Here is a 15,000-nt window from a genome sequence, read left to right as displayed (position 1 = left end):
CTCTGCTCAATGGGGAAAGGAACCCCGATGCGTTTGCACCGGCAGACAGCACAGAAACGTCCATCATGGAAATCATAATGCTTTACATTGAAGACCATTACAGCAAAGAATTGGACCGTGAGCATCTCAGGACGCCCCGGCCCAACGCTTGTCACAACCGGCACATGTTCGGGGATAACGCCAAAAAATGCAAGCGCCGATTGCAGACTCACATATGATCCCCGCTGAAGTTTGTTGGCAACAAGAAAGGGGTGCGGTTCCACCTTGCGCCATACAGGCGCAAGTGCATAAAGACCACGCCGAAGCTGTATCAGCCGGCCTGTCTGCACCCAGCGCGTCAGCTGCAAGCGCACCTGTGCGGCTGACACCCTGCCGGACAGCAACAAGGCTGATGAGAAAACCGCCTCATGGCCGACAATGGCAAGAAGACCTTCCCATTTCATGCTATCAAAATATCATAAATGATAAGTTAATGCAAAGATATTATTATTTGGGCCGGTTCAAGGTTTTTTTTCTTCTTCCCATCACGCAAATACGAATATTGTCTTTCCAAGGGGATGTATTACACTACCGGCCCGGATTTCTGCTCCTGCATGGGTGCGAGAAAGAACGTGACAAAAACGTGAAAGAATATATCTAAAACGGTAGAAATATATCGAACTATAAGCAAATAAAAAAAGGGGACAAGCCATTGTTTGGTAATGATAATTCAGTATTTTCAAGCACTTGTAAAATCCCTTTTTTACGAATGGCATTCAAGAGGTCGTCCCGACTTCTGTCGGGATCAGCTCTACCATAATCAATCAGAAAAAATGCTTTTTTCTTCTTGAAGTCGTGAAAGATTAGAACATCAACCCTATTTGCCCGCCGAATCTCCAGTTGTTGAAATCAACATCAGTATTTTTGAAATGCTCAGTCTGCTGATATTTTGCGTTGATGCCCATAAAGAACCTGTTAATTTTATAGTTACAATCCACAAAGAATTGCAGACCCCAAACCCAATCGTTGCCAAAGTGCTCTTCTTCAGCATAATTGTAAGACCCCCCTGCGCCTATGTCGATGATAAAATCAGGAGCAGCCATTATGGCATATTTGATGTTTAACTCAATCGGAATGAAAATATCCGGCTCACTGACAGAATCAGAGTAACCGATTTCCCCGCCGAGATATAAATTGGGTCTGATTTCACCATATCCTTCAAGTCCTGTATAGACGCCTGTATCTTCATCTTCAGTAAAGCTGATATAATTCAGCTTTACTGCGATATTTCCTGGGCCGAGAAGAGAATTATGCGCTGCACAGATTGAGGAAAATGAGAACACAAATGCCATGACTAATAACAAAATAATCGCCTTTTTCATATGCCTGCCTCCGTATTCCATGATTTAATCTAGATTAACCTATTTTTTTTATAACAATTATTTCCCGGAACCAGCGATAAATAACTCAAACGTTTGGTAAACAGGTCAATGCGTTTCGCTGGATTTGGGTTTATATGGATGGATTTTTGGAAATAAATGTATTTCCCCCCAATTGTTTTCAGCCTGAACGTGATATCCGTTTCTGATGACTTTATACCCCTGCATATGGATGAGTTTTTTTCTCAAGTGATAGCCTTAATCTACACATATATTGCGCTAAGGTCAAGCAAAATCTCCTTTTATCCGGAATCCGGCAATGTCAATTATTTCCATTCTCCGTCTTTCCATTTTCTCCCGTACTTATTTAACATAATGAACCCGAGCCAGAGTTTTTCCATGCTGTCAAAACCGTCAAAATATAAAGAATTGTCACTCATAAGGAGGTTGCTGAATGCTATGGCAAGATCCCATGGTGTGGCATGGTTTTCCATTACCATTTCCTGCAACTGGTCCTGTCTCGGGAGCCACACGGCTTTCAGGGTTTTCAGGTATGACAGCTGCGTTTCAAGGTCACTGCAAACAGTCTGGCAGGGAGAAGGGATATCCAGAGACATTGAGACATAGAAGTCCCCGAAATCAGGTCGCCACTGCCCCTGTATCTCGGCAGCACCCCCGCACATCCTGATATAACCGGGTGATATGTCCATACTATCCCCTCTAATGCATACTATATACCACATATTGGCAATCTCTGGAATTTCCAGTATGCTACAATTGAGAGAAATCTGACAGATTACAAATCATGAAGGCAGTGAATTATGATGAATCAGCAAAAGGATTTTGCACTGTGGATCATGCCCGAAGGAGCAGTCTATGACAGACTGAGAGGGCTGATTAAGGACCTGAGCGAGGAATTTTCCACACCCTTTTTTGAACCCCATGTGACCGTGTTGGGCAGAATAGCCGGAGACGAAACAGAGATGACTGACCGCATTGTTCGACTGGGCAGGCTCATAACGCCTTTTCGCATCCGCCTTTCTACCCTTGATTACACAGATGCATATTTCAAATGTCTTTTCATAAAGGTGGAAAAAAGCAAGGAACTGGCATTGCTGCATGAAACTGCAAGAGAGGTGTTCTGCGTGCATGACACTACCCCGTATATGCCTCATCTCAGCCTGATATACGGGAATCTGAATCCGGACAAAAAAAAGAAAATTGTCATGGAAACAGGAAGTGAATTTGCGTGTGAACTCGGCGTCAGGACATTACACCTGTTCCTTGCTTCGGTAAACACAGACCCAGGGGAATGGTGCAGCGTAAAGGAAATCCCTCTTGCCGGCGCCTGAAAATTTCGTGGCAATGGAACTTCAGGACATCGCAAAATTTCTGATTAATCCTGTCCTTTATCTCTTTATCGGGCTCGTGATTCTCTTGCTGACAAAAAAGCAGGGAAGAAAGCAGATACTTTTCCTGATGCTCTTCCTCTATACCATCAGTATTCCCTTTACGGGACATCTCTTTTCGAAAGTCTGGAAGGTCAATGATACTTTGTCTCCTCAGAAAACGTATGATGCGGTTGTGGTGCTCTCGGGAGTAAGTGATTCAACGTGGCACCTTGAACGTGCAGATATCCCCTATATTCCGGAAGATTTCTTTGCATCTCACGATGGTACTGACCGGATTCTTGCCGGGATATATTTTGTCCAATCAGGAAAGGCCGGTCTTTTGCTGATCGGTGATTCTGTTCGTGTATCGCACAAATACGGCATCTCCAGAATATACCGTGAAGGAAGATATGCGAAGAAACTGGCAGCCGATATGGGACTGAAAGAACGGCAGATTCATATTTACGGCGAGGTAAGAAAAACGTTAAACGAAGCGGAGAATGTGCGAAAATATGTACAGGACAACCACATAAAGAGGCTGCTTTTGGTCACATCCGAAATGCATATGCGAAGGGCTCATGCCATGTTCAGAAAGCAGGGAATGGAACCCGACGTTTTCTCTGTCAATAAAGGGAAGAACATTACCCCGGATTCATTTGTTCCGCAGGCACACGGATTCAGAAACACCGAAGAATGTCTTTATGAGCTAGTTGCATACATAAGTTATTTCTTCAAAGGCAACCTGTAAAAAGGAGCACGCATTTGGCGAAAAAGTTCGCCGTTCCATTGGATTCATATGAACAATACAATATGTCCGCACTAAAAGCAAATTATTGATATTAAACGAGAAAAAAGGAAAATATAATTGTTTCAATTATGCCTGAGGCTAGGCTATACTAATGGCAAAATTAGTTAAGTTTCATTGTGCAAAAGGAATAATGAAAACTGAATATTATCCCCGCCTCAAGGAGCTGTTCTGAGTGGAAACCCTGCAGTCCTTTGAAAAGAAATTCCTGATTCTTCAGGAAATATCAAGCATGATTGCTGCAACCAAGGATATTATCTCCCTTGCATATACCATACTTGACCGTGCGATCGAATATACCAATGCGGAAAAAGGCTCGTTAATGCTGAAGAACGAGATGAACGAATTGTATATCCTCGCTGCACGGGGATTCGATCCCCTCTTTATCAGAAATTACAAAATCAGAATCGGAGAGGGTATTGCGGGGATAATAGCGCAGGATCATGATGCGGTACTCGTGAAGGACATCGAGAAGGATGAGCGGTTCAGGCGGGCAAAAAGGGACCGGTATAAAACCAAATCGTTTATCTCATGTTCCATTGTCAGCGGGGAAAGCCTCCTGGGAGTCATTAACATCAACGACAAGACTGACGGCATGGATTTTACGGAAGATGAACTCAGACTGCTGAAAGCCATCGCATATCAGGCTGCCATAGCTTTTGAAAATGCCTTTCTTATCAGTCAGCTCAGAAAAAAGGCGGCTGAACTTGAAGATATCAACCGCAGGCTGATAGAAACCGACATGGATAAGAACGAATTTATTACCCGTATTTCCCATGAACTGCGTTCTCCTCTCAATTCAATCAAGGGATCGGTATATTTCCTTCTCCATTCGGAAAAATTGCACAGGAACAAAATTGACGAGTTCTGCAATATCATTCTCGATGAGACAAACGGCCTGGTGTCTATTGTGGAAAACCTCATTGATTTTCTCAGACTCGAAAATGAGGCGATGGTAATGAAAAAGTCCCTGATCAATCTCTCTGGATTACTTGATGACATAACAAAATCAAAGGGTCTCAATATTATCCTGAAAGAGAAGAATATCGACTTCAGGCTGAATGTCGACCGGCACATTCAGGACATCACGGGTGACAAAATCAAGGTAAGCAGTCTGTTTATCAATCTGCTGGAGGGAGTGTCGCATTATCTTGAAAACGGCGATTCGATTGAGATGTCAGTCAGCGATGACACGGTGTTGCATATTTCATTGTCTGCTTCGAGAAACATCTCTGAGGACGTGATAGCCAATTTGTCAAAATCCAAGTATTTCTTTTACAAGGAATGGTCTTTTGACGAAATGAGGCTGTACATCGCCAAAAAGTCCGCAGAGGCACACGGCTGGACATTTGAAGCAAAGAATTCCGCAGACAACTTTCTGGTGGTGATCAGGATTCCGAAGAGCATGCAGGAGACCGTCGAAACGTCTGTCAACATGATTATGGATCTCTTTGCGGATTTTGTTTCAGAACTGCTGAGCATCAATATATGCTCTATCATGCTCAAAGATGAGCTGACCTCTGATCTTACGATAAGGGGCGCGAAAGGACTGGATGATGAGATAGTCCGTCATACCAGAATCAATGTCGGAGAGCAGATTGCCGGATGGGTGGCAGCAGAGGGGAAGCCGCTCCTGGTGGAAGATGTTGAAAAACTTGACCTGAAGAGGAGGCATATCCCTCAGTATAATACGAAATCTCTTCTCTCTCTTCCGCTGAAGATCAATGATAAAGTCATTGGTATCCTGAACCTGAACAACAAGAAAACTTCCGAGGTATTCGACAAGAAGGATCTTTATATCGGTCAGGTCATTGCGGAAAGGATATCAGGCCTGCTCGCAAAGCTGTATTCCGGTGATTACAATCCTGATGAGCTGAACCGCATGATCGCATCCTTTGGAAATCTTGTTGATGTGACAAAAAAGTATTATAAAAAGGAGAAGCTTCTGTCTGATTTAGTATTTGGAATCATGGATAAACTCGGGGCAAGTGAGGCAGAAAAGCAAAAAGCCATGTACATCTCGATGGTCTATGATCTTGGACTGGTGAGCATGGATGACAGCCTTCTTGCCAAAAGGGAGCTTCTGAGCTCTGACCTGCAATCCCTGAGGCAGCATCCCTCCATGACAGTGGAACTGCTGGATGCTTTTGAGGGATCGGAAGAAATGAAGAAGGCGATTCTGCACCACCATGAACGATATGACGGCGCGGGATATCCTTCAGGGCTCAAGGGTGCGGAAATACCCTTGATTTCAAGGGTTATCTCAGTGGTGGATTCGTATCGTGCCATGATTTCCGAAAAGCCCTATCGCCGGTCTTTTTCTCCTGAAGAAGCTTTGCAGGATATAAAAACCGGAGCCGGTTCACGGTATGATCCTGATATTGTGAGGGCTTTTGAAGAGGTATTGAAGGAAGAGTTTCTTTAGGCATATTGGTCACTTAGGGGTTTCACGGGGAATTATTGCTCTTTCCGGCTTTTTCTTTCTTCAGGCATCCGCGCCTTTTAAAGGTTTGGAACGATTCTTGAAAATACAATACGGGGTAAGGAATTCTCCCCCTAAAAAACATTTATAATATATTGGAACCCTGTAAATCATGCCTGGCACCGGTTTAAAAAAATGAGACTGACGATATTCTCGAAACTTGTCATTGGATACATTGTAATCTTCATGATCACAATTGTCATGATCGTGTATATAAACATGCAGTTCAACAGGCTGGGGAAGATCACGAATTCGATAGTTTCTGTTCACAATCGTATTACGAACCAGAATAAGAAGATGATCGAAATGTTACTGACACTCGTGAACTACGAAAAAAAATACGTTATTATGAAAGATAAAGATATCTATGATCTTTTTCTCGGCACCAGAAACGATTTTGAAAAAACCCTGCGGGAAATGGCAACAATTGCAGGTGGAGAGGAATTCAGGAAACCACTGGAACTCATAAGCCGTTCCTATCAGAGTTATCTGGATATTTTTGAAAAGGAAGCTGAATTCCTTAAAAAGGGCAGTCGTTATCCTCATGACCTCTATGCCGGGGAAAAAGAGAAGGCTGTTGCAGACATAATAACCGGCCTGAGAGAACTGAGGAATCAGAATGAGAACAGCATCTATGAAAAACTTGTCAGGCTGGAAAAGTCGGATATCAATGCCCGCAAGGTAGTGCTGCTGGTAACGGTGTTGTCAGTGGCATGCTGCATAATCCTTTCGATTATCATCACAAGGAGCATCACCAGGCCTCTTGCGGTAATGAGAAAAAAGACGAAGGAGATAGCAGGAGGACATTACAGGGGAGGCGACATGCGAATCTCCTCGTCTTCAGAAATAGATGAACTGGTACAGGATTTCAATATGATGTGCCATAAACTGAGAGAGACGGATAAGATAAAGACCGATTTTTTTGCGTTCATGTCGCATGAACTGCGGACTCCCGTCACCTCAATAAGAGAGGGGACGAATCTCCTTCTCGACGGGATAGGCGGAGAAGCAAGCGAGAAGCAGAAAAGGATTCTGAAAATAATCGCTGCTGAAAGCAACCGGCTGATAGATCTGATCAATTCCATTATGGACCTTTCCAAAATGGAAGCCGGCAAGATGCAGTATCATTTTGTGGAGAGCGACATTGCGCCCCTCCTGCAAAGGGCTATTATTGAAATAGAGCCACTTGCAAAATCGAAAAACATCAGGACAGAACTGCATATTGAAGAGAATGTTCCACATATCAGAATGGACATTGACAAGTTACTGCAGGCATTAAGGAATCTGCTCGGAAACGCGGTCAAATATTCGCCTGAAGGAGGTCTTGTCAGAGTTTTCGCGCGGTCAAACAACAGTCACTTGGAAGTGGCTGTTTCAGATGAGGGGCCCGGCATCCCCAGAGAAAACCTTGGATCAGTGTTTGACAAATTCCGCAGCACGCATAAGGGAACGGGTCTGGGACTTGCTATCGTAAAGAGCATTATTCGAAGCCATGGGGGAAAGGTATGGGCAGAAAACAACTCCGGACAGGGAAGTACATTTATTTTTTTGTTGCCTGCCTGATGTGGGCAGGTTTGAGCGGTTGCGCGATTGAACAGGGTTTGAGAAAAGAGGCTTTGCACCGGGAACAGGCCTCTGAACAGCTTGCAGCTGCAAAAAAAATGCTGGAGAAAGGGAATTACGAGCGTGCCATGGAATTCGGCAACGCAGTGCTTGAAATATATCCGGAGATGCCCCTTGCGGATGAAGCATTGTTCAACCTGGGACTTGCTGCTGCGCATTTCAGGAATCCGAAAAAGGACTACCGGAAATCCCGTCTTTTTTTTGAGAGACTGCTGCGCGAGTATCCTGCAAGTCATCTGGCAGAACAGGCAAGGATATGGATAGGTGTCCTTGTAGTCATAGAGAGGTCAAAAGAGGTTGATGTGAAGATCCAGGAGATGAAGAAAGAGTTGCTCCGGTAGGAGGGATAAGCCTGTGTCCCGTCAGAAAATACTTGTCGTAGACGATGATGTAAACCTCCTGGAATTGCTGAAGATACGCCTTGAATCGTCAGATTACGAGGTTGTGACAGCTTCTGATGAAGAAAAGGCACTGAACAGGATGAGAGAGCATATCATCAATCTTGCGGTGGTCGATCTTCAGTTGGACAGCAGGGACGGTATAGTGCTTATGAAAGAGTTGCATGCAATAAACCCCGAAATGCCGGTTATCATTCTCACGGCGTACGGGAGTATCGACAGCGCTGTGGAGGCGATAAAAATGGGAGCGTATAATTACTTAACAAAACCCTTTGATCACCGCGAGCTCCTGCTGCAAATAGAAAATGCCCTGAAAAATACGATGCTTGCCAGGGAAATCAAGAGGCTCCAGGGACTTCTCTCCGAGAAGTATGATTTCAGGAATATCATCGGCAAGAGTGCAAAAATGCACAGCGTTCTGGAACAGGTATCTCTTGTCTCGCAGACTGACTCGACTGTTTTTATCCATGGAGAAAGCGGAACAGGGAAAGAACTGATTGCGAAAACCATTCACCTTGCAAGCTCCCGGAAAGATCAACCGTTTCTTGCCATAAACTGCGCGGCAATACCGGAGACACTTCTTGAAAGCGAGCTCTTCGGATATGAGAAGGGGGCATTCACCGGAGCATTCAAGAGTTCAGGGGGATTGTTGCTCCAGGCAGACAAGGGGAGTGTTTTTCTGGATGAGATCGGAGACATGCCGCTTGCGACACAGGTTAAACTGCTGAGGTTTCTGCAGGAGCGGCAGTTCTATCCTGTCGGCAGTCTGATACCGGTGGAAGTGGATGTCCGCGTTATTGTTGCAACAAATAAGGATCTGAAAGCAATGATGGAGGAGGGTACATTCCGGGAGGATCTTTTCTACCGGATTCATGTGATTCCTATTCTGATACCGCCTCTCAGAGAAAGAAAAGAGGATATCCCGATGCTCGTTGAGCATTTCCTGAAAAAATTCAGTCAGCAGACGAACAAGGCAATACAGGGCGTGAGCCATCCTGCCATGCAGAAGCTTATGCTTCATGACTGGCCGGGAAATATACGGGAACTTGAAAATACCATTGAATATGCAGTTGCTATGAGCAGGCACGATATTCTTACTGAAGAGCTGGTTCTGCCTTCAAGTCCTTCAGAACCGCTGCAGCCTCTCAGAGAGTCAAAGGCGAAATTTGAGAGGAAATACCTCATCAGCCTTCTTGAACTGACCAGGGGCAATGTCAGCAAGGCAGCGCAACTTGCAGGAAAATACCGGGCTGACCTCTATAACCTTCTGAAAAAATATAATATCAGACCCGAAGATTTCAAGAAATTCTAAGCCCTCATCTGTATCTGTGTCTTATTTATACACAGGTGTATGGATTATCATACATGTATTAATCTGTCTTTCCTTCTCTTCATAATTTTATAAATACTCTTAATCTCAAGTCCAGCGATACACATAGTCACTGTGAGTATAGCAAAGCAATCTTGTCTTATCATCTGAGATTGCCGCGCACCTTTCAGGTACTCGCAATGACCTGTTTGCCAAACGTTTGAGTTGTTTATGGCGGGATCTGGGATTATAGTGTATTCATGTTTCGTAGGTATTTCCATACAGTTCATTGTGTGTCAAAAGGACGCAAATCTCTCACACGAAATAATATCATTATAAATCAAATTGTTAAATCCGATATAGGTATGTGGTATGTATCTTGCTATTCTATTCCGGATGATTGTTTTATGAAAAAAACATGAGGATGGGTATAACAGGTATTGCATACACGACATAAGGGGTTCCTCACTGCATGTGCTTTAGTATTCATTTATTTGCTTGGTACAAGTGCCGCCTTTGCAGGCAGTACAACCCTTTCCTGGCATCCCCCGACTGTCAATGAAGACGGCACACCTCTGACTGACCTTGCGGGATACAAGATCTATTACGGAACTGTATCACGCAGCTATTCCCAAAGCATAGATGTCGGCAACAACACAATGAAGACAGTTTCCGGTCTTTCTGAGGGAGCAACCTACTATTTTGCGGTTACCGCCTACAATACTTCACAAAAAGAGAGCAAATATTCGAATGAAATCGGCAGGACGATTACTGGGCCGAATCCACCGCAGCCTCCACCGCCTTCAACAAATTTACTGACAGTCAGCAAAAGCGGAACCGGTTCAGGCTCGGTGAACTCCTCTCCTGCCGGCATCTCCTGCGGCTCTGACTGTTCGGAGATATACCTTGCGGCAGCTTCTGTAACCCTTTCTGCATCGCCAGATCCGGGTTCTTTCTTCACCGGATGGTCCGGGGCGTGCACCGGAACCGGCAGTTGTACTGTGACAATGGAAACGGCAAAGAGTGTTACGGCAAAATTCATAATCAAGACATATACCATTAAGGCCTCTGCAGGAAAAGGAGGAAGCATTGCACCCTCCGGCGCTGTTGCGGTCACCCACGGGTCAACGCAGGTATTCAGCATAACTGCAGATGTCGGATATTCGATAGCAAAAATCATAGTAGACGATACCCCTGCAGGAACTGCGGGCACCTATACTTTTTCCAGTGTTGCCGCCGGTCATACCATACGTGCATATTTCCTGAATATGTCTGACGGGACTATCGCAGACAGTTATTTTTCATTTTTGCCCGCAACAGGACAGACAGAAAGTTCTGCATCCGGTGATGACGGGGATATCAGGGCGGGAATTGAATGGCCTGAGCCGAGGTTCATTAATCACAAGGACGGCACAGTAACGGATACACTTACCGGGCTTATGTGGCTGAGGGACGGAGGGTGTCTCAAGAGAAAGAAATGGAGCGATGCAGTTGATGCAATTGCGCGTCTGAACAGTAATCCTGGAACGTATTCATGTACCGGGTACAGCGCCCAGTATGCTGACTGGAGAATGCCGAATATCAAGGAGATGAACAGTCTCCTGCATTATGGAGAGACTGATACCACTGCATGGCTGAACAGCACGGGATTCAGCAATATGCAAAAATCCTGGTACTGGTCGTCTACTACACACTCCGGAGCGATCCAGGCAAGAATGCTACATCTCGCCCACGGAATTGAAACCTCTTCCAGAAAATCGAAAAAGAACTACACCATGGCAGTACGCAGCACAACCCAGGGGAGTCCGTACGAAATACCCGTAACCGGACAGACCGAAAGTTTTGCCTTTGGCGATGACGGAGATATTGTGCCAGGGACCGCATGGCCCGAGCCGCGTTTTGTTGACAACGGCGACGGGACGATTACCGATTCACTCACCGGTCTGATGTGGATGAAGGACTGGGGCTGCTTACACAAAGAGAATTGGAGCGGAGCCCTGATTACCATAACAGAAATGAATGAAAACCCGGGCAGGTATAATTGCCTTGAATACAGTGCTCACTATACCGACTGGAGACTCCCGAATATCGTGGAGCTTGACAGCCTCATGCACTACGGGGAGACAGATACATCAGCATGGCTGGACAGGATGGGCTTCAGAAATATGAGCAATTCCTGGCACTGGTCATCGACCTCAAAGGCAGGGAAGGAAAAGACCGCTTATGGGGTACATATGAAAAAGGTCCGGAGAGCGGTCAGTCACAAAAAGAAAAAATTTTCCACGGTTCCGGTGCGGGGGATGGCAGTATCTGAAACAGAATAAGAAAATGCAATATTTGTGATACAAATCACAGAAATGATGCTACACATCATATACAATGTAGGCAAAAGAGCAGACATGCTCTGGAGATCTTTCTAAAGAGACATAAGAGAACTAAGGTTTCCGAAAGGGTAAACCCCGGGTAACCGGGGGGCACAAAGCCGCGGGTCCTGAAAGATTTTGATAAGGACAGCCGGGCTGCCGAAGAAACAGCGCTTTTCGAACCGAAGAAGCCTGTTTCCCTTTGAGGAAACAGGCTTTTTTTGTTTGAGCAACGAAAAAGGCAAACAACCCGAAAGGGTTGGACGCAAAGCTGCTGGCCTAAGTTCTGAACGGGATACGGCTGCAGGGCTGCCGGACGGATACAGTATTTCCTGAAACTGCATCTGGGACGGCCGGATAACTAAACAAAGGGAGATACTCTTATGAAAAAACCGTCTGTACTACATGCCGGGACTTGCCGGTCAGGATATTTCAGCATCGTTTTCTCAGTATTGCTTACCATTTTCATTATTCTTGGTTTTTCTGGTGTGGGCAGCGCAGCCCAGACAACACTTCTCTGGAATCCTCCTGCTGCAAACGAGGACGGCACACCGCTTACCGGGCTTGCAGGATATAAAGTCTACTACGGTACTTCCTCACGCAATTATACAAGTAGCATCAATGTCGGCAATGTCACGACCTTTACGGTTCCGAACCTCTCCGACGGGGTAACGTATTACTTTGCGGTTACCGCATTCAATACTTCACAGAAGGAGAGCAAATATTCAAACGAGATCAGCAGGACTATGGCGCAGCCGGCTCCGCCACCACCGCCACCACCGCCACCACCGCCACCACCGCCGCCACCGCCACCGCCGCCACCACCGCCGCCACCACCGCCGCCACCACCGCCGCCACCACCGCCGCCGCCACCGCCGCCACCATCTACACATGTACTTACCGTAAATATTAGTGGGACCGGCACAGGGGTGGTCACCTCATCTCCTTCGGGCATCAGCTGCGGAAGTGACTGCACAGAGGCATATAATTATGGCACAATCGTATCTTTGACGGTTTCGCCGGATCCAGCGTCTCGTTTTACGGCATGGTCAGGGGCATGCACAGGAAACGGTGCGTGTGCTGTTACAATGGATGCAGCAAAGGGCGTAACTGCGACCTTCACAGCAAAGACTTACACAATTAGCGCGACCGCAGATACGGGCGGAAGCATTACCCCATCCGGAGCCGTTGTCGTAACTCATGGGGCCAGTCAGGCATTTGCCATTACGGCATTTTCGGATTACCGGATTGCGGAGGTAATCGTAGACAACCAATCAGTCGGGACGCCAGACAACTATACGTTTTCCGGGGTCACCGCAGATCATACCATAAAGGCAATCTTCAGAAACGTCACCAGTCCCGATATCTCCGTAGCTCCTGCAGCATATGATTTCGGCGATGTCATTATGAATGAGAGTTCCCGGGCTCAAACATTCTCGATTACAAATATGGGGTCCCTTGATCTGTTGATGGGGACCGTCACGATTGCCGGCACAAACAGCACAGAATTTCTTCTCATGGATGACAACTGCTCAGGCCGTGTCCTGCAGCCTGCCGGCAGATGCACAATCGGCACGGTCTTTATTCCGTCATCCGCAGGCGCAAAGAGCGGATATTTGCGTGTCACCTCAAACGACCCTGACACCCCGGTTTTAGACGTTTCGCTCGAAGGCAAGGCTGTCGAGAAAGCAGAAAATATGATTAATCTCCCACAGACTGGTCAGGATACAAGTTATGCGTCCGGCGATGACGGAGATGTGCAGGCGGGGATTGAATGGCCTGACCCGAGGTTTATCGATAACGGTGACGGTACGGTAACGGATATGCTCACCGGCCTCATGTGGCTTCAGGACGGGTCATGCCTGAGCAAGGCGAACTGGGGGAATGCACTTGAAACGGTACAAAGCCTCAACGATGCGCCGATGCAGTACCGCTGCACCGGATATGCCGGAATCTATACTGACTGGAGGGTTCCCGACATCAGGGAGCTCGAGAGTCTCATACATTACGGAGTCGGCGATACCTCCGCATGGCTGAACAGCAGCGGCTTCATCAATATCAGGGCAGGTTCGTACTGGTCATCAACCGCACACCAGAATGAAAAGCAGGCCTGGATGATCAAAATGACGAACGGAACTGAGACCCCCGTATCAAAGGGAAAGAGCAATTACGTAACCGCAGTGCGCACCGCGAATACCGGTGCGGACAATCATTCGTACAGCGTACCAATGAGCGGGCAGACGAACAGAGATGGTGCCCGGAGCAGCGGACAGGTGCAGGCAGGAGCGCAATGGCCGGAGCCGAGATTCCTTGATAATGGAGACGGCACCGTGACTGACACGATGACCGGCCTGATGTGGCTGAAGGACGGTGCATGTCTGAACAGGAAGAACTGGAGCGGTGCCCTGATTACGATCGCGGAGATGAATGAGAATCCCGGCAGGTACAACTGCCTGGGATACACAGCCGACTACCCAGACTGGAGAGTCCCGAATGTCAGGGAACTCGAAAGCATGCTCAACTACGGGGCATACGATTCTTCAGACTGGCTGAATTCGAACGGTTTCCTTAATGTCAAGTCATCCTCGTACTGGACTTCCACTGTTGCGGCGTCAGCCGTTATACAGGGTTGGAAGATAGATATGAAGCAGGCAAAGGTTTTGCCGGTAAAGATGCGCGCGAAACTCTATATATGGCCGGTGCGAAATGCGCAGGCCGGCACTACCCAAACAGGAAAGTAACCCGCAGAAAGGGAAGGGGTACTGGGTATCCCTTTCCCTTTCCGATTCTTTTTCTCTGCTGTCAAAAAGACGCATGTTCAGTATTCCCTGAACACAGCCCACCCCTCCGGGATTCGTCTCAGATATTCCGCAGGTCTCCACAAAATGTGATGACTGTCACCGACAAATGGGGCATCCGCCGATTACACTAAAATCAGACGAACAAATTCTCTCGCACCATGTGAGAGGATATGCAGACAGTGTTTCCGAGAAAGGTAAACCCTGGGTAACCAGGGGGCACAAAGCCACGGGTCCTGCGGGGGGCGCGAACAGGATAGCCGGGTTGCCGAAGAAGCAGGAATCTTGAGAACGGAAAAGGCCTGTTTCTCTGCGGAAACAGGCCTTTTTTATGAACCGAAAAAGGCAAACAACCCGAAAGGGTTGGACGCAAAGCCACTGGCCTAAGTCCCTGAAGGGATAAGGCAGCAGGGTTGCCGGACGATAACAGCACTTCCAGTGCAGTGAATCTCGTGCGGCTTTGAAAATTCAGA

The 15,000-nt window shown here is 46.8% G+C and carries 11 protein-coding genes and 4 riboswitches; of the genes, 8 read left to right on the top strand and 3 right to left on the bottom strand.

What is annotated here, in order from left to right:
• The 3 genes from AB1552_07920 to AB1552_07910 form a co-directional block, all read right to left on the bottom strand.
• The coding region (locus tag AB1552_07920) for a hypothetical protein (protein MEW6053699.1) at nt 1–443 on the bottom strand (443 nt) is incomplete at its 3' end.
• Nucleotides 444–842: 399 nt separating this feature from the next.
• Nucleotides 843–1,361 (bottom strand): hypothetical protein, encoded by a 519-nt coding sequence (locus AB1552_07915; GenBank protein MEW6053698.1) that lies wholly within the window; start codon nt 1,359–1,361, stop codon nt 843–845.
• Nucleotides 1,362–1,684: 323 nt separating this feature from the next.
• Complete coding sequence (locus tag AB1552_07910) at nt 1,685–2,068, bottom strand: hypothetical protein (GenBank protein MEW6053697.1); 384 nt, start codon at nt 2,066–2,068, stop codon at nt 1,685–1,687.
• Nucleotides 2,069–2,179: 111 nt separating this feature from the next.
• Between AB1552_07910 and AB1552_07905 the strand changes: the two genes are divergently transcribed.
• The 8 genes from AB1552_07905 (at nt 2,180) to AB1552_07870 (ending at nt 14,470) form a co-directional block, all read left to right on the top strand.
• A complete protein-coding gene (locus AB1552_07905) occupies nt 2,180–2,710 on the top strand; it encodes a 2'-5' RNA ligase family protein (GenBank protein MEW6053696.1) in 531 nt (176 codons plus the stop codon).
• The gene (locus tag AB1552_07900; GenBank protein MEW6053695.1) at nt 2,697–3,497 is read left to right on the top strand and encodes a YdcF family protein; all 801 of its coding nucleotides are present in this window, start codon (nt 2,697–2,699) and stop codon (nt 3,495–3,497) included. Before AB1552_07905 ends, AB1552_07900 begins: the two co-directional genes overlap by 14 nt.
• Nucleotides 3,498–3,729: 232 nt before the next feature.
• Nucleotides 3,730–5,979 carry a GAF domain-containing protein gene (locus AB1552_07895; protein MEW6053694.1) on the top strand — a complete coding sequence of 750 codons (2,250 nt, stop codon included), beginning with the start codon at nt 3,730–3,732 and terminating at the stop codon, nt 5,977–5,979.
• A gap of 192 nt (nt 5,980–6,171) precedes the next feature.
• Nucleotides 6,172–7,599 (top strand): HAMP domain-containing sensor histidine kinase, encoded by a 1,428-nt coding sequence (locus tag AB1552_07890; protein ID MEW6053693.1) that lies wholly within the window; start codon nt 6,172–6,174, stop codon nt 7,597–7,599.
• Nucleotides 7,542–8,000 carry a hypothetical protein gene (locus AB1552_07885; protein ID MEW6053692.1) on the top strand — a complete coding sequence of 153 codons (459 nt, stop codon included), beginning with the start codon at nt 7,542–7,544 and terminating at the stop codon, nt 7,998–8,000. The genes AB1552_07890 and AB1552_07885 overlap by 58 nt, the downstream gene beginning before the upstream one ends.
• A 13-nt stretch (nt 8,001–8,013) precedes the next feature.
• Nucleotides 8,014–9,369: a sigma-54 dependent transcriptional regulator gene (locus tag AB1552_07880; protein MEW6053691.1), complete on the top strand. Its 1,356-nt coding sequence runs from the start codon at nt 8,014–8,016 to the stop codon at nt 9,367–9,369.
• A gap of 437 nt (nt 9,370–9,806) precedes the next feature.
• Complete coding sequence (locus AB1552_07875; GenBank protein ID MEW6053690.1) at nt 9,807–11,690, top strand: DUF1566 domain-containing protein; 1,884 nt, start codon at nt 9,807–9,809, stop codon at nt 11,688–11,690.
• Between the two features lie 117 nt (nt 11,691–11,807).
• Nucleotides 11,808–11,893, top strand: a riboswitch (cyclic di-GMP riboswitch).
• A 66-nt stretch (nt 11,894–11,959) separates the two neighbouring features.
• Nucleotides 11,960–12,046, top strand: a riboswitch (cyclic di-GMP riboswitch).
• Nucleotides 12,047–12,112: 66 nt separating this feature from the next.
• On the top strand, nt 12,113–14,470 hold the full coding sequence (locus tag AB1552_07870; protein ID MEW6053689.1) for a DUF1566 domain-containing protein: 2,358 nt from the start codon (nt 12,113–12,115) through the stop codon (nt 14,468–14,470).
• 243 nt (nt 14,471–14,713) lie between these two features.
• Nucleotides 14,714–14,800, top strand: a riboswitch (cyclic di-GMP riboswitch).
• Between the two features lie 61 nt (nt 14,801–14,861).
• Nucleotides 14,862–14,948, top strand: a riboswitch (cyclic di-GMP riboswitch).
• Nucleotides 14,949–15,000 lie beyond the last annotated feature (52 nt).

The organism is Nitrospirota bacterium, assembly GCA_040754395.1.
In the GTDB taxonomy this organism is placed as follows: Bacteria; Nitrospirota; Thermodesulfovibrionia; order Thermodesulfovibrionales; family SM23-35; genus JBFMCL01.
Note: the sequence above shows the minus strand (reverse complement) of the source record. Positions and strands in the feature narration are given on the sequence as shown.